Annotated in this window: 18 protein-coding genes; 10 read left to right on the top strand and 8 right to left on the bottom strand. The window is 48.2% G+C overall.

The window, feature by feature from the left end; translation table 11 throughout:
* Positions 1-5 precede the first annotated feature (5 nt).
* From OS145_RS11800 to mutT, 3 genes are all read left to right on the top strand, one after another.
* Positions 6-932 (top strand): M23 family metallopeptidase, encoded by a 927-nt coding sequence (locus tag OS145_RS11800; protein WP_006956762.1) that lies wholly within the window; start codon positions 6-8, stop codon positions 930-932.
* 81 nt (positions 933-1013) lie between these two features.
* Positions 1014-3731, top strand: coding sequence for a preprotein translocase subunit SecA (secA, locus tag OS145_RS11795; RefSeq protein ID WP_006956761.1), 2718 nt, complete (start codon positions 1014-1016; stop codon positions 3729-3731).
* A 2-nt stretch (positions 3732-3733) separates the two neighbouring features.
* Positions 3734-4147, top strand: a complete 414-nt coding sequence (gene mutT, locus OS145_RS11790) for an 8-oxo-dGTP diphosphatase MutT (protein ID WP_006956760.1) — start codon at positions 3734-3736, stop codon at positions 4145-4147.
* Here mutT and yacG read toward each other — a convergent pair.
* From yacG to nadC, 8 genes are all read right to left on the bottom strand, one after another.
* Positions 4144-4329 (bottom strand): DNA gyrase inhibitor YacG, encoded by a 186-nt coding sequence (gene yacG, locus OS145_RS11785; protein ID WP_040488200.1) that lies wholly within the window; start codon positions 4327-4329, stop codon positions 4144-4146. The genes mutT and yacG overlap by 4 nt on opposite strands.
* 16 nt (positions 4330-4345) lie before the next feature.
* Entirely contained in the window at positions 4346-5107 is a 762-nt protein-coding gene (zapD, locus tag OS145_RS11780) for a cell division protein ZapD (RefSeq protein ID WP_006956757.1), read from the bottom strand.
* A gap of 64 nt (positions 5108-5171) precedes the next feature.
* On the bottom strand, positions 5172-5777 hold the full coding sequence (coaE, locus tag OS145_RS11775; RefSeq protein ID WP_006956756.1) for a dephospho-CoA kinase: 606 nt from the start codon (positions 5775-5777) through the stop codon (positions 5172-5174).
* Positions 5777-6637, bottom strand: a complete 861-nt coding sequence (locus OS145_RS11770; RefSeq protein WP_006956755.1) for a prepilin peptidase — start codon at positions 6635-6637, stop codon at positions 5777-5779. Before OS145_RS11770 ends, coaE begins: the two co-directional genes overlap by 1 nt.
* Positions 6638-6647: 10 nt before the next feature.
* The gene (locus OS145_RS11765) at positions 6648-7694 is read right to left on the bottom strand and encodes a type II secretion system F family protein (RefSeq protein WP_006956754.1); all 1047 of its coding nucleotides are present in this window, start codon (positions 7692-7694) and stop codon (positions 6648-6650) included.
* On the bottom strand, positions 7672-8934 hold the full coding sequence (locus OS145_RS11760) for a GspE/PulE family protein (protein WP_006956753.1): 1263 nt from the start codon (positions 8932-8934) through the stop codon (positions 7672-7674). The genes OS145_RS11765 and OS145_RS11760 overlap by 23 nt, the downstream gene beginning before the upstream one ends.
* Positions 8931-9380 carry a pilin gene (locus OS145_RS11755; protein WP_040488179.1) on the bottom strand — a complete coding sequence of 150 codons (450 nt, stop codon included), beginning with the start codon at positions 9378-9380 and terminating at the stop codon, positions 8931-8933. Before OS145_RS11755 ends, OS145_RS11760 begins: the two co-directional genes overlap by 4 nt.
* A gap of 57 nt (positions 9381-9437) precedes the next feature.
* Entirely contained in the window at positions 9438-10313 is an 876-nt protein-coding gene (nadC, locus tag OS145_RS11750) for a carboxylating nicotinate-nucleotide diphosphorylase (protein WP_006956751.1), read from the bottom strand.
* A gap of 25 nt (positions 10314-10338) precedes the next feature.
* On the opposite strand from nadC, the gene ampD reads away from it, so the two are divergent.
* The 7 genes from ampD (at position 10339) to OS145_RS11715 (ending at position 20866) form a co-directional block, all read left to right on the top strand.
* On the top strand, positions 10339-10947 hold the full coding sequence (gene ampD / locus OS145_RS11745; protein WP_006956750.1) for a 1,6-anhydro-N-acetylmuramyl-L-alanine amidase AmpD: 609 nt from the start codon (positions 10339-10341) through the stop codon (positions 10945-10947).
* Positions 10944-11780: a regulatory signaling modulator protein AmpE gene (gene ampE, locus OS145_RS11740; RefSeq protein ID WP_006956749.1), complete on the top strand. Its 837-nt coding sequence runs from the start codon at positions 10944-10946 to the stop codon at positions 11778-11780. The genes ampD and ampE overlap by 4 nt, the downstream gene beginning before the upstream one ends.
* Before the next feature lie 116 nt (positions 11781-11896).
* Positions 11897-12643, top strand: a complete 747-nt coding sequence (gene pdhR / locus OS145_RS11735) for a pyruvate dehydrogenase complex transcriptional repressor PdhR (RefSeq protein WP_006956747.1) — start codon at positions 11897-11899, stop codon at positions 12641-12643.
* 27 nt (positions 12644-12670) lie between these two features.
* Positions 12671-15343, top strand: a complete 2673-nt coding sequence (gene aceE / locus OS145_RS11730) for a pyruvate dehydrogenase (acetyl-transferring), homodimeric type (RefSeq protein ID WP_006956745.1) — start codon at positions 12671-12673, stop codon at positions 15341-15343.
* Positions 15344-15354: 11 nt separating this feature from the next.
* Entirely contained in the window at positions 15355-17097 is a 1743-nt protein-coding gene (aceF, locus tag OS145_RS11725; protein ID WP_006956743.1) for a dihydrolipoyllysine-residue acetyltransferase, read from the top strand.
* 111 nt (positions 17098-17208) lie between these two features.
* Positions 17209-18636, top strand: a complete 1428-nt coding sequence (lpdA, locus tag OS145_RS11720) for a dihydrolipoyl dehydrogenase (protein ID WP_006956741.1) — start codon at positions 17209-17211, stop codon at positions 18634-18636.
* 145 nt (positions 18637-18781) lie between these two features.
* A complete protein-coding gene (locus tag OS145_RS11715; RefSeq protein WP_006956737.1) occupies positions 18782-20866 on the top strand; it encodes a M13 family metallopeptidase in 2085 nt (694 codons plus the stop codon).
* The last annotated feature ends 39 nt before the right edge of the window (positions 20867-20905 follow it).

Raw genomic sequence — 20905 nt, 5'->3', positions numbered from 1 at the left:
TACTAATGAGTTTATCAGTCTTTTATAAAGGCTCCAAAATTCGTTTTAGTTTCCGGCTATCGCGGCGTCGATTTTTTTCTTATATCGGCTTAGCTGCGTTAGTGGGTGTCGCTTATTTCAAGCCTTGGAGTTATCAAGGTGTCGATCCGCGTGTGGCACAAGAGAAAATTAGCGAAGAGCAAAAAAACTTGGCGTTACAATCTAAGGCGGTCGCTGATCTGTATAGCGAGACTGAGAAACGTCTCGGCGCGATGACCGTTTATTTGGGCGAGTTGAGAGCGCACATGCGTCGTTTAGATGCGCTTGGTGAAAGGCTCGCGCAAAAGGCGAACCTAAATAACGGTGAGTTCAGTTTTGAATCCGGCATTCCTTTAGGGGGGCCAGAAACTGAGGCGGTCGCATTGCCCAAATCAAATGGCACAGAAGTTTTATCTGATATTGAGCAAATGCTGTCAAAAATTGCTGACAAGCAAAAACAACTCTCGTTACTTGAATCTGTGATGATGAATCACAATGTTAATAATGAAAGCTTCATTGCAGGTAGTCCTATCAGTAGTGGTTGGCTCTCATCGCAGTATGGTGTGCGTAAGGATCCGTTTAATGGCAAACCCGCGATGCACAAAGGTCTGGACTTTGCCAGTTATGACGAGGACGTAAAAGTCATCGCCACAGGTGCAGGCGTGGTGACTTGGGCCGGTGAACGTTGGGGCTATGGAAACTTAGTCGAAATTGACCACGGGGGTGGTTTGAAGACGCGTTATGGCCATAATGAGACGATCAATGTGCAGGTTGGAGATGTGGTCACCCGTGGACAGGTCATTGCCGAGATGGGTAACACAGGTCGTTCGACCGGACCTCACGTCCATTATGAAGTGCTCCGTAATGGAAAGCAGATAGACCCGAATCGTTTCGTATATCGTTCAGCGGATTAACGGTTCAGTTTGAATCATTAGATGCGGTGGCCTGCAGCTGCCGAATTTTTTAATTTTGAAAAAACAGGATAACTCGTTCTCATGCTAGGCAGTTTGTTCAGAAAAGTATTTGGGAGTCGTAACGACCGTATTTTAAAAACGCTTCAAAAACGCGTGAATCGAATTAATCAACTCGAACCAGAGTTCGAGGCGTTATCAGACGAACAACTAAAAGAAAAAACCACAGAGTTCAGAAAACGTCTTAACGAAGGTGCCAAATTAGATAGCCTTCTTGAGGAGGCATTCGCCACAGTTCGCGAAGCAAGCAAGCGTGTGTTTAAAATGCGCCACTTCGACGTGCAGATGGTGGGTGGTATGGTTCTCGATGAAAACCGTATCGCGGAAATGAAAACCGGTGAGGGTAAAACCCTAACGGCGACTTTGCCTGCGTATCTTAATGCATTGACGGGCAAAGGCGTTCATATCATTACGGTTAACGACTATCTCGCTAAGCGTGATGCTGAGTTTAACCGCCCATTGTTTGAGTTTTTAGGCATGTCAGTAGCTTTCAATATCCCCGGCATGCAGCCGCAAGATAAGAAGGCGGCTTACCAAGCTGATATCACCTATGGCACAAACAACGAGTTCGGTTTTGACTATTTACGTGACAACATGGCGTTTTCGCCAGAGGAACGTGTACAACGCGAACTACATTATGCGCTAGTGGATGAGGTTGACTCGATCTTGATCGATGAAGCGCGGACTCCGTTAATTATATCGGGTCCCGCGGAAGATAGCTCTGAGATGTATAAAAAAATGAATGAGCTCGTACCTTTGTTGGTGCGTCAAGAAAAGGAAGACACCGAAGAAGAACGTGGCGACGGTGACTTTACCATCGATGAAAAAGCAAAGCAGCTGCATCTCACTGAGAATGGCCAAGAGCATATTGAGTCATTACTGAAAGAGCGTGGCATGTTGGGCGAGGACGACTCGCTGTATTCAGCCGCTAATATTACTTTACTGCACCACATTAATGCTGCGTTGAGAGCGCACCATTTATTTAGCCGCGATGTTGACTATATCGTTAAAGATGGAAAAATCATCATCGTTGACGAACACACTGGGCGTACGATGGAAGGCCGTCGTTGGTCGGAAGGTTTGCACCAAGCGATGGAAGCCAAAGAAGGCGTTGAAATCCAAAATGAAAACCAAACCTTGGCATCGATTACTTTCCAGAATTATTTCCGATTGTATGACAAGCTTGCCGGTATGACCGGTACAGCGGATACCGAAGCGTTCGAGTTCCAGTCCATTTATGGCTTAGAAACGGTCGTGATTCCGACCAACCGTCCGATGGTGCGCGATGATCGTGCCGACTTGATATATCTAACGACCCGCGAAAAATATGAAGCCATCGCTGAGGATATAGAAGAGTGTCGAAAACAAGGCCGTCCCGTCTTGGTTGGTACCGTCTCTATAGAAAACTCAGAATTGCTTTCGAGCTTGCTGAAGAAGAAAAAGATCCCTCATGCGGTACTTAATGCGAAGTTTCACCAACAAGAAGCCGACATTGTTGCCCAAGCGGGTCGTCCCGGCGCGGTGACCATCGCCACCAACATGGCGGGTCGTGGTACGGATATCGTATTAGGCGGCAACTGGAAATCAGATGTTGAGAAGCTAGAAGAGCCGGACAACGATAAGATTGAGAAAATCAAACAAGAATGGCAAGTGCTTCATGACAAAGTCATAGAAGCGGGCGGCTTACATATCATCGGTACTGAGCGCCATGAGTCACGCCGTATTGATAACCAGCTACGGGGACGTTCAGGTCGCCAGGGTGACCCGGGTTCATCGCGTTTTTACCTCTCTTTAGAAGATCCATTGATGCGGATTTTCGCCTCAGAACGTATGGCGACTATGATGAAGCGCCTTGGAATGAAAGAGGGAGAAGCGATTGAGCACCCATGGGTGACTCGTGCAATTGAAAACGCTCAGCGCAAAGTCGAAGGTCGAAACTTTGATGTGCGTAAACAGTTGCTTGAATATGATGATGTTGCGAATGACCAGCGCCGTGTGGTGTACGAACAGCGTAACGAATTACTCGATGAAGGCGATATTTCAGCGACGATTGATGTAATACGTGAAGACGTTATTAACGCGGTAATTGATGAATACGTGCCGCCGCAGTCGCTTGCTGAGCTTTGGGATCTGCCGAGTTTGGAAGAGCGTCTTCGTGCCGACTTTGATATCGAAGTTGAATTGCAAAAGTCGCTTGATGAGGATGAGCACTTCCACGAAGAAGTATTACGCGAGCGTGTTTTAAATGCGCTAGTCGATGCCTACAAAGAAAAAGAAGCGCTTGTGGGTGCAGAAGTTCTGCGCCGCTTTGAAAAGTCGGTGATGCTACAAAGCCTTGACCAACATTGGAAAGAACACTTAGCAGCGATGGATCATCTGCGCCAAGGTATTCACTTACGTGGTTACGCGCAGAAGAACCCGAAACAAGAGTACAAGCGCGAGGCATTTGAATTATTCAGTGAAATGCTGGAAAACCTAAAACTTGATGTTGTCACGTTATTGAGCCGCGTCCGTGTGCGCGCGCCTGAAGATGTTGATGCGGTTGATCAGCAACGTAAAGCAGCAGACAGCGCACCGCGAGAGTTCAAGCATGAGCAAGCGAGTGCTACTGCATCAGCCGATACCAATGCAGAATCGGGCGATCAGCAACAACCGGCTCAACGCGGAACGAAAGTGGGCCGAAATGAGCCGTGTCCATGTGGCTCGGGTAAAAAATATAAACATTGCCACGGTAAACTCTAATTATGTCTGATAGTACGACGCCCACAGTTCACGTAGCTGTGGGCGTAATTAAAAATGAGCAAGGCGAGATATTTATCGCCAAACGACTGAACCATCAGCACCAAGGTGGTAAATGGGAATTTCCTGGTGGAAAAGTCGAGCAGGGTGAGTCAGTCACCGAAGCACTCATTCGCGAACTAAAAGAAGAGTGTAATATCGCAGTGACGGACTGTGCACCACTCACGGTTGTCGAACACCAGTACCGTGATAAGCGCGTATTACTTGATGTGTGGTGGGTGCTGTCATATACCGGGACTGCACGCCAGATGGAAGGGCAAGAATTTGTTTGGGCTGATATCGCTCAGCTCGATGCTTATCAGTTTCCTGATGCGAATCAACCCATCGTCGACTGCCTTATGGACGCACAATCCCATTAATAATCATCGTTGGCTGACTGCTCGGGTATTTGAGCCGGCTCGCCAGGAATAGCTTTCTCTTCATTTGCCCACTCTCCTAGGTCGATAAGCTTACAGCGCTCGCTACAAAAAGGACGGTAGGCGGCCTTTTCTGACCATTGGACTGTATCGCCGCAAGTTGGGCAATCGACGTGCGTTGGCATACGCTGTTCCTCTTGTTTACTGCTCATAACATCGAGCAAGTTGAATATCTAAGTCGTGCTGATACGCGTTACTCTGACCACTATTTAATGTCATCAAACGTACTGTAAAGCGTTGACGGTGACCAGACACAACGGGATAAACCGCGTCATCGGCGGTTATTTTCATGCGTAGAATAGCTAATGGGTCGGCACTTTCCTGCCAAAAACCTTTTTTTGCTCGAACGGTTTCGAAAGGGGCACGCTCTCTCAATAAACCCAGTAGCTGCGACAGTGCGTGTTGAAAATCGGCAAGTTGAGTGCGCCAATGTTCTTGGTGTTCAATTTGACTCGCTGGGCTCTGACTCAGCCATGTTTGTAACTGCGGGAGATCAAACAGTGCTTGATATCCAGGTTGTGAAAATCGCTGTCTCATGCTTGATAAAAACGCATCTTCTTTCAAGGCTTTGACAGATTGAGCCGCAGTGCCAAGTTGTTCTTGAGCCTCTCCAAGCCGATGTAGGAGCAGTGCGACCATCTCCTTATCAACTTGTGGGTGCTTCGACCACTGCTGCACGAATTGTTTCTGCGTGTCGAGATCACGGTTCAGTTCGGTTTTAAGATCAAAGCGTTCAAATAGTTCGAGCAAACCAAATAGGGTATTAAAAAATGGTAGCGCTTGTTGTTCAGAGCCATCGAGCGGCATTTTGATTTGTAAAAACCCTTGCTCAAGCCTCAAGTAGGTACGAAACCGTTCTTGCAAAGGGTATTCATAAATCACGTATGGCACTGATTCCGACATGGGGCTCTCATCCTATTAATCCGACCGACCATGATAATGATTTCGTCGCGGGGTGCAAACAGATTCATTTTTGTGAAGCCAATTCGAGATAGTGTGCGTGCAATTTATCCAACTGATGGTATAAAGCCCGAAGGTCGTCTTCATTGCTAACAATGTCATCGGCTTTGCTAAGGCGTGTCGCGCGATCAATTTGCGACGCAATGATCGCAGCGACTTGTTCTTCGCTGGCCTGATCGCGCTTTTGCGTTCGCGCTAACTGAGTTTGCTCATCGACATCGATAACCAGCACGCGATCACATAATTCATCTAAGCCATTTTCTAGCAGCAAGGGCGCAACTAATACAACATAAGCAGATTGTGCCTGCTCAAGCTGAGCCAGGATTTGTTGACGAATGAGCGGATGCAGTAACTGATTAATCCATGCTTTTTCGTCCGGGTTATCGAACACGCGTTGACGCAATTGACTACGGATAAGGGCACCCGATTCATCGATGACTTCTGGCCCGAAATGCGCCTTTATTTCCTTCAGACCTTCGGTTCCGGGCGCAACCACTTCTCGTGCAATGACATCCGCATCGACGATGGCAATACCTTGCTCCGCAATATAGTCGGAAGCCGCGCTTTTTCCGCTACCGATGCCGCCCGTTAGACCTAAAATAAAACGACTCATTACATGACTCCAAGCCATTGCCAATAGGATTGAAGCAGCGTCTCTCCCCACAGATAACTGATTACCCCCCCGATAGCCAAAAAAGGACCAAAAGGAATGGGCACAGATTGCTTATGTTTAATCGCCACAGCCAGGCCAATCAAAATACCAGCGACGGCGCTAAAAATGACGGTGACAGGGAGTAGGGTAACACCTGTGAAGGCACTGAGTGCGGCTAATAGCTTAAAGTCGCCGTAACCCATCCCTTCTTTGCCAGTAAGTAGTTTAAATACCCAATAAAGGCTCCAAAGACTTAGATACCCAACCACGGCACCGATGATGGCCTGGCTTGGAGTTACAGTGCTAAGTGGGCTGATAGACCAAAGTAAAGCCAACCATAACAGCGGGTAGGTTAGGTTATCCGGTAATAGTTGATGCTGGTAGTCAATCACTGTCATGGCAATCAGTAAGCTGAGAGCCGTGCCGAATACCCAGAAGCTAATCGTTAAACCGAACTGCCAACTGAGCGCGAGAAAAATAAGCGTCGTTGCGACTTCAACTAACCAGTAATAAATTGGAATTGGTGTATTGCAATGACGACACTGGGCGCGCAACACTAAATAACTCAAAATCGGAATGTTGTCATACCACGCCACCGCATGCTGACATTGAGGACAGTGGGAGCCGGGGACCGCAATATTAAACTGTGTTTTCTCGCGTACTGGCTCGCCGGCAAGTTCAGCACATTCATACTTCCACTGTAATTGCAGTTGTTTTGGCAGGCGCGCGATGACTACGTTCAAAAAGCTCCCAACTGATGCGCCGAGTAACCCTGCGATGAGGAGCGCTTGCCAAGAAGTAGCCGCTAATAATACATCCATTTTATGAGTCCTAAGCTAATTGTTGTGTCAGCGAAAAAATCGGTAAATACATCGCCAACAACATAAATCCTATAATGCCCGTTAGTATGATCATCAGTAAAGGGTTTAGCCACACCCTCAACTGCTCACAATAACGTTCGATACGCTGGCTAAAGTCTTGGCTTAAACGTTCTACAGCGTGATCGACGCGACCAATATGTTCTGCTGTTTGCAGGTACGCCTGGATCGTTGGATCGTTAATTTGTACCGTGCTAAAAGATCGAGACCAACTGTTACCTTGATTAAGTGCTTGTGCAATCTTCAGTAATTTACTTTGCATGGGCAGCCACGTTGAGTGATTCGCAACCATTTGCGTAGCGTTGACCGCAGACATACCACTTTGCATCCCTAAGGCAAGGTATTCGAAGGTTGACTGATACACGCTTAGGCGCTTCAGTTTACCCCAAATCGGTAAACGCTGCATTACTGCCTGAACGCGTTGTTTCTGTAACCGATAAAGCACCGTGAAACTTAGTAGCAAAATACCTGTTACGGCGAGTAGGTTAGCGGCAGATTGACGCAACCAAGTAACACATGTAATTAAATACTGGGTTAATGCAGGGAGCGGTTGGCTGTCGAATAGTTGTTGGATGGTGGGTAGTACCCAGGTGACAAACACCGTAATAATAATGAGTGCCATAAAAAGTAGTGCCACTGGATAGCGTAAGGCATTCTTGACCAACGCGCTGATATGCCGTTGTCGTTTCCAACTAGCCACTAGGCTTTGCATGACCAGAGGTAGTTGCCCGGTTTGTTCTGCAACCGCGATACCCGCCTGAGCTGCTTTTAACGCTCGACGCTTCTCAATGCTCAAGGCCTCGGCCAGGCTGATTCCTGCCTGTACGCTGTGCTGCAGGTACTGATAATGTCTTTTGAGTGCTGGTTGATGCGTTTGTTTGGCGACAACCCCCAGTGCTAACGCGAGCGGCAATCCGCCCGTTATCAGCTGTTCTAGGCGATTGAGCGCGAGATACCATTGAGTCGTTGAAAATTGATTATAACGTCGAAAAACGTTCATCTTCGTGACTCCGATAACTTGCCTGAATGAGTGCCTGTAAACTCGGTAACTGATAGTGTTTTAGAATAGTATCGCGATGCGTTTGCGCTAATGACTCGCTATAGCCGCGCAGACGCTCAGGCCACGGCAGTAACTCAAATATGACTTTGACACCGCCTTGCGCCTGCGCGAGCAGTCGCTGGCTTATTAACAGTCTTAATGCGGCGGTCACATCGGTTTGTTGCGCACCTAACTGAACTAAACGACGAATCACATCAATTGCAGTATCGGCATGTATTGAAGCAATGACTAAATGACCAGTTAGCGCAGCTTGTACAGCGATTTTAGCGGTTTCTGCATCGCGGATCTCACCGATCATGATGACGTCAGGATCTTGTCTCAAAAAGGCACGCAAAACCTTTGCAAAACTTAAATTGCGTTGCGAGTGTACCTGCGTTTGCAAAATTCCATCGAGCTCAACTTCAATCGGATCTTCGACACTACATACCCGAAGCCCTGACTCACTTAGCTGTTTGATAATACTGTACATGGTGGTGCTTTTGCCGCTACCTGTCGGGCCGGATACGAGGATGAGTCCTATCGCAGAGGAGAGTTGCTTAATTAAATGATGAAACTGTCTATCGGTGAATCCAAGTTGGTGCAGCGAGGGCAGTTGTTCGGCACTGTATAAACACCGTATAACAAGACTTTCGCCACGATTACCGGGGCATGAGTTGAGGCGAAACCGGGCGCTTGAATCGGGTAACTCCAAGTCAATGCGCCCGTCTTGAGGTTGTTTGCTCTCCGTGACATCAACCTCTGCCATCACTTTTAGCTGAGCAACCAACGTGTCGACATCGTGCTGTGATAAACGGCGTTGCTCAATTAGTCGACCTTGAATACGCAGGCGAATGCGACCACCTTCGCGGAGCGACTCAATATGAATGTCCGAGGCGTTAAGACGGCGTGCATTAGCAAGCACGCTCTGAGCGTTAAGCGCTGAGAGATGAACAGTAGATTGGGTGCGTGCATAGACGCACAGGATGGACTTGGCGTTCATCGCTTTTAAACGAAATGTAATCGTATCGCGTTGCGGCCACGCATCGCGAGTGAGTATCAGAATTCGACCGTGCTGAGTATCAATAAGTTCGGTCAAGGAGCCTTCCGGAAGCCCTAGTTGGCTTATAAGACGTTGGCAGGTTGATGAGTTAGCAGGTAGTTCAGTGTGCCAATAGGAGCCGATATGATGTGCAACAATCATTGCGCGACTCCTTCCACGCATTGGGTTGCAAGGGGTTGGCCCGAGTCGAAGTCCGAGCAACCAAGACGCCAATCAAATACCAAACCACGGGTATCCGGTGATAAACTTAGTTTAAGCGGTGCTTGATCGACGACAACATTAGCTAAGGTTAGCTGAATGATGCCGCTTGAGGTGACTTCAAGCGACGTTAGCGCCTTAGGTAAAGGATCGGGGATTGGGGGAATACCGCGCTGCCCAGGTCGTGAACAACGGCTCATGTCACTTTCAGTTTGCCAGCACAGTGCCATGGCAAGCTGTAAGCTTTGGGTATGATTTAATGCGGCAGTGACGCGAGCTTGCTGGACATAACGCTGATATGCAGGCACCGCGAGCGATGAGAGAATAGCAATAATGGCAACAACGACCATTAACTCTATAAGACTAAAGGCGGACGAGTACTTTTTCATAATGGCTTTCGAGTAAAGCCAAAACTATGGTATCGCCCGCGCCGTTTGGCAAACGGATTAGTTTGTGCGAGGTTGCCCTATCCGCATCGATAAGTCGATAGCAGTGACGTGTTTAGTCAAAGCACCACTGGAGATGAAATCGACGCCTGTTGCGCCGAGTGATTGCAACGCTTCATCAGTAATATTGCCCGACACTTCTAACTTGAGTGGTGAACCTGCGGCTTTGTTTTGTGCCACAGCCGCTTCGATATCGCTGATAGTAAAATTATCTAACATGACAATATCGGCACCGGCATCCAGTGCTTGTTTAAACTCCGCCAGAGATTCGACTTCGACTTCGACGGGCTTGCCTGGGTTTAATTCACGCGCCGTTTTGACGGCAGGCACAATACCACCACAGGCGGCGATATGGTTTTCCTTTATCAGATAGGCATCAAATAAACCGATGCGGTGGTTAGTACCGCCGCCACAGCGAACCGCATACTTTTGCGCCATACGAAGACCTGGAATTGTTTTGCGCGTGTCTAATAGACGCGTATTGAACCCTGCCAATTTACTGACATAAAAAGCCGTTTGTGAGGCTGTCGCTGACAGTGTTTGCAAAAAGTTAAGTGCACAACGTTCGCCTGTTAGTAAGCTGCGGCTGTTGCCTGATAAGTGGCACAAGGTTGTGTTAGCTTGCACCTTGTCGCCGTCGGTGACACACCACTCGATAGCCACATCGGCATCCACCTGACGAAACACCTCTTCGACCCAAGCAGTGCCGCAAACCACCATATCTTCACGGGTGATGATAGTCGCTTCGCTCAGATGATGAGCCGGAATCAACTGTGCCGTAATATCCAGTGTGGGATCCGCCGCTGACAAATCTTCCTCTAGGCTATGAGTGACTTGCGACGCAATAGCATGGCGTTCGGCTTCGGTGAGCTGCATGGGATACTTTACCTTTTGACTGACAATGACGATACTAGGGCACAAACTTTACCGTTTTGCTGAGCCCGTGAAAAGACACACAATAAAAAATCACTGGATTCGAGACGTAAAACACTGTGCTTCACCGCACTATGATGAGCGCCCCGATAAACAGGACATTTCGCTATTGGTCATCCATTGTATCAGCTTACCCGAAGGTTGCTATGGGACGCCCTATATTGAGAAACTATTTACCCAGGGTTTGAGCCAGCAAGAGGGTGATTATTTCGCGCCTTTGACGGGCTTACGCGTATCAAGCCATTTGTTGATTAGACGTGATGGTACTATCGAGCAATACGTGCCTTTTGACAAACGCGCCTGGCATGCCGGCGTGTCCAGTTACAACGGGCGTGAACGCTGTAATGACTTTAGCATCGGTATTGAGCTTGAAGGCACCGATCATTCCCCTTACAGCAAACGCCAGTATCAGAGCTTGGTTGATGTTAGCCAGACAATATTAGACTATTACCCTAAACTGACATTAGACAGAATCACAGGCCATCAACATATTGCGCCCGGCCGAAAGACGGATCCCGGACGCTGTTTTGACTGGTCGTATTATTTGAACGCATTGTCGCGCAAGGACTCTCTATGACACTCATTGCTTTGCTCATAGCACTTAGTATCGAACGGCTTTACCCATTACCCGCGGTATGGTCGATCGACTTTTACATGCAGCGCTGGATGAATTGGAGCCAAACTAAAGTCCGTTACTTCCGGGGACAGTCGGCTTGGGCGTTACTGCTTCAAATATTATTACCTGCTGCTTTAGCTTGGTTATTATTTCATTGGCTTGATAGTGGTTTAGTTAATTTTATTGGCGGCATTATCGTGTTGCTATTGGTGATGAATGCAGGGCCGGAACGACTCGCGTATAAACAGCTATTAAAAACAGCAATGCGAGCGGATAGTGCAGGTTATCAAGAAGCCGCTGAGCAACTACGTCACTATGCCCATTTACCCGAGGGTACTCCAGTCGAACGCGCCGTAGTATGGCTGAACTTTGTCCACTTTTTGGCACCGATATTCTTCTTCGTCACCTTTGGAATTGCAGGTGTTTTAGCTTATGGCTGTTTGCGGAGTGTCTACCGCGGCACAGTCCAACAGGATTTTGATGAGACCGCACGGGCTCAGGTAGAGCGAGCACTGTGGGCGCTTAATTTTATTCCAGCACGTTTTGCGGCGCTCGGAGCCGCCTTGGTGGGTCACTTTAGTCATGCTCTGCCTGCTGTCATGGCAATGGCGACGAACACTCAAGATGATAACCCCGAGCTATTGCACCAAGTGGTCGAGAAGGCAGAAGGGCGGTCACACCACCCCGATGATCGATCCGATGCTGTCACTCACCAGCTTAATCTGATGAAACGACAACACCTATTCTGGTTTGTTGTCATCGCAGTATTAACCCTGACAGGGACTATCGTTTAGCTTTAATGCCAGTAAACAAAGGTCTGACCAGCTAAATTAATTTGGGGTTTACCGCTGAATGATTTAGAATATCGGGCAACTTTGGTCAGACCAATTTACCGAGGGTGGACAGCACATTGCCTTTTGAACGCATAAAAGTGGCAAAAATTTCCGATCAAATCGTTTCTCAAATCGAGGCGATGATCGTTGATGGCCGTTTTGAAGCCGGGCAAAAGCTGCCCGCCGAACGAGAGCTTGCGCAACAGTTCAGTGTTTCGCGGCAATCGTTGCGGGAAGCGATTCAAAAGCTCGAAGCGAAAGGGTTGTTAGAACGTCGCCACGGTGGTGGCACCTTTGTCACCGACAGTGTGAATGAGTCGGTGACAACGCCGTTGTTCGAGTTATTGGCAAAACACCCCGAATCACAATTCGACCTTCTCGAATTTCGTCATGCGCTGGAGGGCATTTCGTCGTTTTATGCCGCTTTACGAGGCACAGATGCCGATCTAGATCGTATCGAATTCAGTATCAATAGCATAATGGATTCACAAACGCGGGCTATCGACGAGCAAGTGCAGTCGCTCGTTAATTTCTATTTACGCATTGCCGAAGCATCACATAATGTGGTGCTTTTGCATGTGGTGCAGGGCATGCGCGAGCTCCTTGCAGAAAACATAAAGCAAAACTTAGAGGTGTTGGCTAACAATCCCTCAGTAGTGGAGCAGTTAAACCAACACCGTTTGCAAATTGCCAAGGCAATTATCAACGGTCAACCGGAGCAGGCACGAGATGCGTGTCATCAACATTTGTCCTATATTGAACAGGCATTGATGGAGATGACAAAAGAGCAATCTCGCATTCGGCGCTCGCTTCGTCGTTCCTGATTGAAACATTGAATGAAAGGAATAGCTATGAGTGAAGAAAACAAACAAGATGTTGACCAGCAAGAAACGCAGGAGTGGCTTGATGCGCTCGAAGGCGTTCTGGACGCCGAAGGTCCGGATCGCGCACACTTCTTGTTGGAGCAACTGATTGATAAAGCGCGTCGTAACGGTGCGTATTTGCCTTATCGTCCAACCACTTCCTACTTAAATACTATTCCGGCGAGTCAGGAACCGACCATGCCGGGCAATCAAACCATGGAAGCGCGTATTCGTTCAGCCATTCGCTGGAACGCGGCGATGATGGTTTTGCGTGCGTCACAGAAAGGTGAGGAACTCGGCGGTCACATTGCGAGTTTTGCGTCCTCAGCGATGCTATATGATGTCGGCTTTAACCACTTCTTCCGCGCACCGAGTGAGGGCGACGGGGGTGACTTCCTATTTATTCAAGGCCACGCATCGCCGGGTATTTATGGCCGTGCGTTTATCGAAGGTCGTTTGACTCAAGAGCAACTGGATAACTTCCGCCAAGAAGTCGACGGCAAAGGCTTGCCTTCGTATCCGCACCCGAACCTGATGCCTGATTTCTGGCAATTCCCGACCGTATCAATGGGCTTGGGTCCAATTCAGGCGATCTACCTCGCCCGTTTCTTGAAGTATTTGACTGACCGTGGCATTAAAGACTGCTCAAATCAACGCGTGTATTGCTTTATGGGCGATGGTGAAACCGATGAGCCAGAAAGCTTGGGTGCGATTAGCCTGGCATCACGCGAAGGCTTAGATAACTTGACCTTTGTTATCAACTGTAACTTGCAACGCTTAGATGGTCCGGTGCGTGGTAACGGTAAAATTATCCAAGAGCTGGAAGGCACCTTCCGCGGTGCAGGTTGGGAAGTTATCAAGGTAATCTGGGGTCGCTACTGGGATCCACTACTTTATCGCGATACCGAAGGTAAGTTGCGTGAGTTGATGGAAGAAACCGTGGATGGTGACTACCAGAACTTTAAAGCAAAAGGTGGCGCATATACGCGTGAACACTTCTTCGGTAAATATCCAGAAACCGAAGAAATGGTCGCTAACTTATCGGATGAAGATATCTGGCGTCTAAACCGCGGCGGTCACGATCCCGTTAAGGTTTACTCGGCCTATCACAAAGCAGTGAACACCAAAGGGCGTCCGCAAGTTATCTTAGCGAAGACCGTGAAAGGTTACGGCATGGGTGCGGCAGGCGAAGGTAAAAATATCGCCCACCAAGTTAAGAAAATGGATATGGATGCCATCAAGCATCTACGTGATCGCTTTAACATCCCGTTCAAAGATGAAGAGCTACAAGATCTGCCTTACTACAAGTTTGAGGAAGACAGTGAAGAGCTGAAGTACATGAACGAGCGTCGCGAGGCATTGGGCGGTTACATGCCGACTCGCCGCGCCGAGAGCGATGTTGAGCTCGAGCTACCGTCGTTGAAAGCGTTTGATGCGGTGCTGAAAGGTTCAGGCGACCGCGAAATTTCATCAACGATGGCGTTCGTCCGCGTACTGACGGCATTATTGAAAGATAAGAAAATCGGTAAGCGTGTCGTACCTATCATTCCTGACGAAGCACGTACCTTTGGTATGGAAGGCTTGTTCCGTCAAGTGGGCATTTATGCGCACCATGGTCAAAAATATACTCCGCAAGATGCCGATCAAGTGGCCTATTATCGAGAAGATAAGAAAGGTCAGGTTATTCAAGAAGGTATCAACGAGCTGGGCGCAATGGCGTCGTGGGTGGCGGCAGGTACAAGCTACTCACTTAACAATGAGCCGATGATTCCGTTCTACATCTATTACTCGATGTTTGGTTTCCAACGTGTGGGTGACTTAGTGTGGGCCGCTGGCGACAGCCAAACACGCGGTTTCTTGATTGGCGGTACAGCCGGTCGTACAACGCTGAATGGCGAAGGGTTGCAGCACCAAGATGGACACAGCCATATCTTGTTCGGTACGGTGCCTAACTGTATTACTTATGACCCAACCTACGGTTATGAGATTGCAGTGATCGTACATGACGGTCTGAAGCGCATGTATGAAGACCAAGAGAACGTGTTCTATTACTTGACTGTAATGAACGAAAACTATCATCAGCCAGAAATGCCAGAAGGTGTCGAAGAAGGCATCTTACGTGGTATTTATAAGCTCGACGACGTGAAAGCTAAGAAGAAAGCTAAAGCCGATGTTCAGCTGTTAGGTAGCGGTACGATCTTAGAGCAGGTGCGCAAAGCCGCTGACATCTTGGCAGAGGACTTCGATATCAACTCGACTGTGTACAGCGTAACCTCATTTAACGAGCTGGCGCGTGATGGTCTAGATGTTGAGCGTCACAATATGCTCAATGCTGATAAAGAGCCGAAAGAAGCCTTTATCACTAAGGCAATGAAAGATGCGAAAGGTCCAGCGGTTGCAGCGACGGATTACATGAAGTTATACGCTGATCAAGTGCGTCAGTGGGTGCCGACTTCGTATCGTGTCTTGGGTACCGATGGATTTGGTCGTTCGGACAGCCGTGCAAATCTGCGTAAGCACTTTGAAGTGGACGCTAACCACGTGGTGGTTGCTGCACTTAAAGAGCTTGTTGATGCCGGCGACATTGACGCAAAAGTGTTGAGCAAAGCGATCAAAGACTACGGTATTGACGTCGATAAACTTAACCCACGTAACGCATAAGGAGTATTGATATGGCGGATAAGATTGAACTCAAAGTCCCCGACGTGGGCGGAGAAGAAGTCGAAGTCATTGAGATCCTCGTCAGTGCAGGCGACACCATCGAAAAAGAAGATGGTGTTGTCACAGTCGAGAGTGACAAAGCTTCTATGGATATTCCCGCCTCTGAGGGCGGGAAAATCGTCGAGTTAAAAGTAAAAGAAGGCGACACCATCAAAGAAGGTGACGTCCTCGCTATCATCGAAGCGGCGAGTGACGACAGCACCGATGATGACGACGACAGCGATGATGACAAAGCCGAAGACACGACGGAAGAATCCTCTTCTGATGACTCATCCTCTGACGCACCGGAAGACGATGACGATGCACAGGATGACCAGGAGCAGGAAGCAGCAAGTGGTGGCGAGAGCGAAGTGATTGACGTAGAAGTCCCTGATATTGGCGATGAAGAAGATGTCGAAATTATCGAGATCTTGGTCAACAAAGGTGATTCGGTCGAAAAAGAAGATGGCTTGATTACCTTAGAAACTGACAAAGCCACCATGGATGTGCCATGCCCCGAAGATGGCGAAGTGGAAGAAATGCTGGTCAAAGTCGGCGATAAAGTATCGCAAGGCTCTAAGATCGCGAAGTTGAAAGTCACGCGCAGTGGCGGTAGTTCGAGCTCAACCAAAGACGAGTCTAAATCAGCATCGAAATCCGAAGATAAGGCTGAGCAAGCACCCTCGAAGTCTGAGAGCGACGACAAAGCGTCCGCTAAGTCGAACTCTACGCCGACCAGCGAACGTCAGCCGCCTGTGCCGGATCATCCGACCGAGCGTAAAGATGGTTCACCGATTCATGCATCACCGGCCGTTCGTCGTGTTGCACGTGAATTCGGCGTCGACCTATCGCAAGTCAAAGGGACTGGGCCTAAGAGCCGTATCCTCAAAGAAGATGTGCAAGAGTACGTTAAGTACGAGTTGTCACGTCCGAAAGCAGTCGCCGGACAAACGTCCCAAGGCGGCGGTGGTCTGCAAGTAATTGATGGACCTAAAGTCGACTTCAGCAAATTCGGTGAAGTGGAAGAAGTTCAGTTATCGCGCATTCAGCGGAAATCAGGTCCCAACCTGCATCGTAACTGGGTGACTATCCCACACGTCACGCAGTTTGATGAAGCGGACATCACCGAACTTGAGCGGTTCCGTAAATCGGAAAACGAAGTCGCTAAGAAACAAGATCTTGGCTTCAAGATCACACCATTGGTGTTCATCATGAAAGCGTGTGCGAAAGCATTGCGTGAATTCCCGAATTTCAACTCATCGTTGTCAGAGTCGGGTGAAGCCTTAATCATGAAGAAATATGTGCACATTGGTATTGCGGTGGATACGCCGAACGGTCTCGTTGTACCGGTCATCCGTGATGTCGATAAGAAAGGCATTTATGAGCTGTCAGAAGAGCTTGTTGATGTCAGTGCGCGTGCACGTGACGGCAAGTTGAAAGCAGCCGATATGCAAGGCGGATGTTTCTCAATCTCAAGCTTGGGCGGTATTGGTGGCACAGCATTTACACCGATCGTTAATGCACCAGAAGTGGCTATCTTAGGCGTATCGCGTAATGAGATGAAGCCGAAGTGGAACGGTAAAGAGTTTGAACCTAAACTCATGTTGCCATTGTGTCTGTCCTACGATCACCGCGTGATCGATGGTGCAGATGCGGCGCGTTTCACAGCGTATTTGAGCCAAGTTTTAGGTGATATTCGTAAATTGGTGCTTTAAGCACCAATTTTACCGAGAAATACGATCTAAATGGCGTTACAATAACCGCACATTTAGCGTTGACGGACCTCGGTGGGTAGCTCAACCCGCCGTGAATAACAAGGGGTTATCATGAGCGACAAAATTAAAGCACAGGTAGTAGTGTTAGGTTCTGGCCCAGGTGGCTATTCAGCAGCATTCCGTGCCGCTGACCTTGGTTTAGAAACGGTTCTAGTTGAACGTTACAGCACCTTAGGGGGTGTTTGTTTGAACGTAGGCTGTATCCCTTCAAAAGCTTTGTTGCATTTAGCAAAGCACATTGAAGATGCCAAAGTATTGGCGAACGAAGGCGTCGAATTTGGCGAGCCTAAAATTGATTTAGACAAGATCCGTAAGCACAAAGAAAAAGTCGTGGGTCAATTGACTGGCGGTTTAGGTCAAATGTCTAAAATGCGTAAAGTGAAAGTCGTCAACGGTTACGGCAAGTTCACGAGCAGCAACACTTTGAATGTAGAAGGTGAAGACGGCAACACCGAGATTGAGTTTGAAAACGCAATCATCGCAGCCGGTTCACAACCTATCAAATTGCCTTTCATCCCACATGATGATGAGCGTATTTGGGACTCTACCGATGCACTTGAGCTGAAAGAAATCCCTGAAAAAATGCTTCTTCTAGGTGGTGGTATCATCGCTCTAGAAATGGGCCAGGTATACAGCTCGCTGGGTTCTAAAGTTGATGTTGTTGAAATGACGGACCAATTGGTACCGCCTGCTGATGCAGACATCATGAAGAGCTTCAACAAGCAAGTGAAAGGACGTTTTGAAAACGTCATGCTAAGCACTAAAGCGACTAAAGTTGAAGCGAAGAAAGACGGTATCTATGTCACCTTTGAAGGCAAAGGTGCACCAGAGAAACCCGTTAAATATGACGTGGTATTGACCGCAGTCGGCCGTGCGCCGAATGGTAAGAAGATCGACGCTGATAAAGCGGGCGTTAAGGTCACCGAGCAAGGCTTCATCGAAGTGGACAGCCAAATGCGTACTAACGTGGACAACATCTTCGCGATCGGCGATATCGTTGGTCAGCCGATGTTAGCCCACAAAGCCGTTCACGAGTCGCACGTAGCGGCCGAAGTGATTGCAGGCAAGAAACACTTCTTCGAGCCGAAGGTAATTCCTTCGATCATGTATACCGATCCAGAAGTAGCATGGGCCGGTGTAACAGAGAAAGAAGCGAAAGAAAAAGGCATCGAATACGAAGCAGTAACCTTCCCATGGTCTGCATCAGGTCGTGCTATCGCCTCAAATGCTCAGCAAGGTATGACTAAGCTTATCTTTGATAAGAATAACCGTATCATCGGTGGTTCAATGTGTGGTTCTAACGCCGGTGAGTTGTTAGGTGAAGTTTGCTTAGCGATCGAGATGGGTTGTGATGCAGAAGATATCGCATTAACCGTTCATGCTCACCCAACCTTACATGAATCAGTTGGCTTAGCTGCTGAAATTCAAGAAGGTTCAATCACTGATATGCCTAACCCGAAAGCGAAAAAGAAAAAGTAACTTTTCGTTTACGGTAAATTATCAGCAAAACGGCAACATTCATCGCGAATGTTGCCGTTTTTCTTTACTTGTCGCCTAATTTTGCGCTAATTTGTTCGAACTTGTAGATATGAGTCGACAAAAACTAAATAACAGGTGACAACCAATGAATAAATTAACTACCGTTGCTCTGAGTGTCTCTATGGCACTTGCTTTAGGCGCATGTTCGCCGCAACAAGAAGCGCAATCGGAACAGTCTAGCCAACAGAAGCCCGCAGCCGAGAAACAACAAGAACAGCAATTAAGCTCGGGTATCGTGCTAGAGAACTTTGATAAAAGCGCGCGTCCTCAAGATGACCTAAATCAGTACGTCAATGGCGCGTGGATGGAAAAAACCGAAATTCCTGACGATCGCTCGTCCGTCGGTTCTTTCTTTGACTTGCGTGAACGCAACCAAGAGCGTCTACACAATATTATTGAGAAATCAGCCAACATGAATGCGGCTGCAGGCACTAACGAACGCAAAGTGGGTGATTTCTTCAACGCGTATATGGACGTTGAGACGTTGAATGAGCTCGGTGCCAAGCCAATCCAGTCGGATCTTGAGTCGATCAACGCGCTTGATAGCTACGAGTCCGTTGCTGAATACTTCGCACACATGAGCCGCATGAGCACGTCAATTCCGTTCGGCTTCTACGTCTATCCGGATGCAAAAGACCCACAAACTAACGCGATGTATGTATCGCAAAGTGGTCTTGGCTTGCCGGATCGTGAGTACTACTTAAGCGACGAAGACAAATTTAAAGAGTTCCGTACCGCGTATGTTGAGTACATCAGCGATGTGATGGAAATGGCTGGCGTTGACAATGCAAAAGCGGCGGCGGAACGTGTGCTAGAGCTGGAAACAAAATTAGCCGAAGCACAGTGGACGCGTGTTGAAAGCCGTAACGCTGACAAAACTTACAACAAAATGACGGCAAGCGAAGTCGATGAATTGCTTGGTAGCTTTGACTTTGCGCGTTATTTGAAAGCCGCTGACTTGAACGATGTCGACAACATGATTGTCAGTCAACCATCGTATTTCGAGAAACTCGGTGAGATGTTCACGGATGTCGATCTGCAGACGTGGAAGGACTATTTATCGTTTAAAGTGATCAACGATGCCGCTTCAATCTTAAGTGAAGACTTCTCCGATCGCCGTTTTGCATTCTATGGTACTACGTTACGTGGCATTCCAGAGCAAGAGCCGCGCTGGAAGCGTGGCGTGGATGCGACTAACAGCGTGTTAGGCGAAGTGTTAGGGCAGGTATACGTCAAAGAATACTTCCCGCCCGAAGCTAAAGAGAAGATGGAAGGCTTGATTGAAAACTTGCGTGCTGCTTACGCAGATTCAATCCAAGGCTTAGATTGGATGACCGACGAAACTAAAGAAAAAGCGTTGGAAAAGCTCGCCAAGTTCGATCCAAAAGTAGGCTATCCAAACGAGTGGCGTGACTACTCAGATTTAGATATTTCTTCGACTGACCTCGTTGGTAACTACAAAGCGTACGCTGAGTTCAATTACAACGAAGAAATCGAGAAAATCGGCGGTCCAGTCGATGAAGAAGACTGGGGCATGACACCACAAACGGTTAACGCTTATTACAGCCCGGTGCGTAACGAGATCGTTTTCCCAGCGGGTATCTTGCAGCCTCCATTCTTTGATATGAATGCTGAGATGGCTGTTAACTATGGCGGCATCGGTGCCGTTATCGGCCACGAAATGGGCCATGGTTTTGATGACCAAGGTTCTAAATATGATGGTGAAGGTAACTTGAACAGCTGGTGGACTGATGCCGACCGTGAAGCCTTTGATAAACGGGGTAAAGCATTGTCAGCGCAGTACAGCGCTTATGAGCCTATCGAAGGTGTGAACATCAACGGTGATCTGACGTTGGGTGAAAACATTGGTGACCTTGCAGGATTAACTATCGCATATAAAGCTTACATGAAATCGCTCGACGGCGAACAAGCGCCTGTGATGGATGGCTTTACAGGTCCTCAGCGTGTATTCATCGGCTGGGCACAAGTATGGCGTGGCAAGTATCGTGAAGATGCGATTCGTCAACAGGTGTTGAGCGATCCGCATTCGCCAGCCGAATACCGTGTAAACGGAACGGTGGTCAACGTACCTGCGTTTTATGAAGCCTTTGACGTGAAGCCTGGTGATGAGCTTTACGTAGCACCAGAGAACCGTGTTACCATTTGGTAATAACTTGAGGATAGGTAGTCGTATACAGTTATGAGAACT

This window comes from Idiomarina baltica OS145 (assembly GCF_000152885.1).
Taxonomy (GTDB): domain Bacteria; phylum Pseudomonadota; class Gammaproteobacteria; order Enterobacterales; family Alteromonadaceae; genus Idiomarina; species Idiomarina baltica.
Note: the sequence above shows the minus strand (reverse complement) of the source record. Positions and strands in the feature narration are given on the sequence as shown.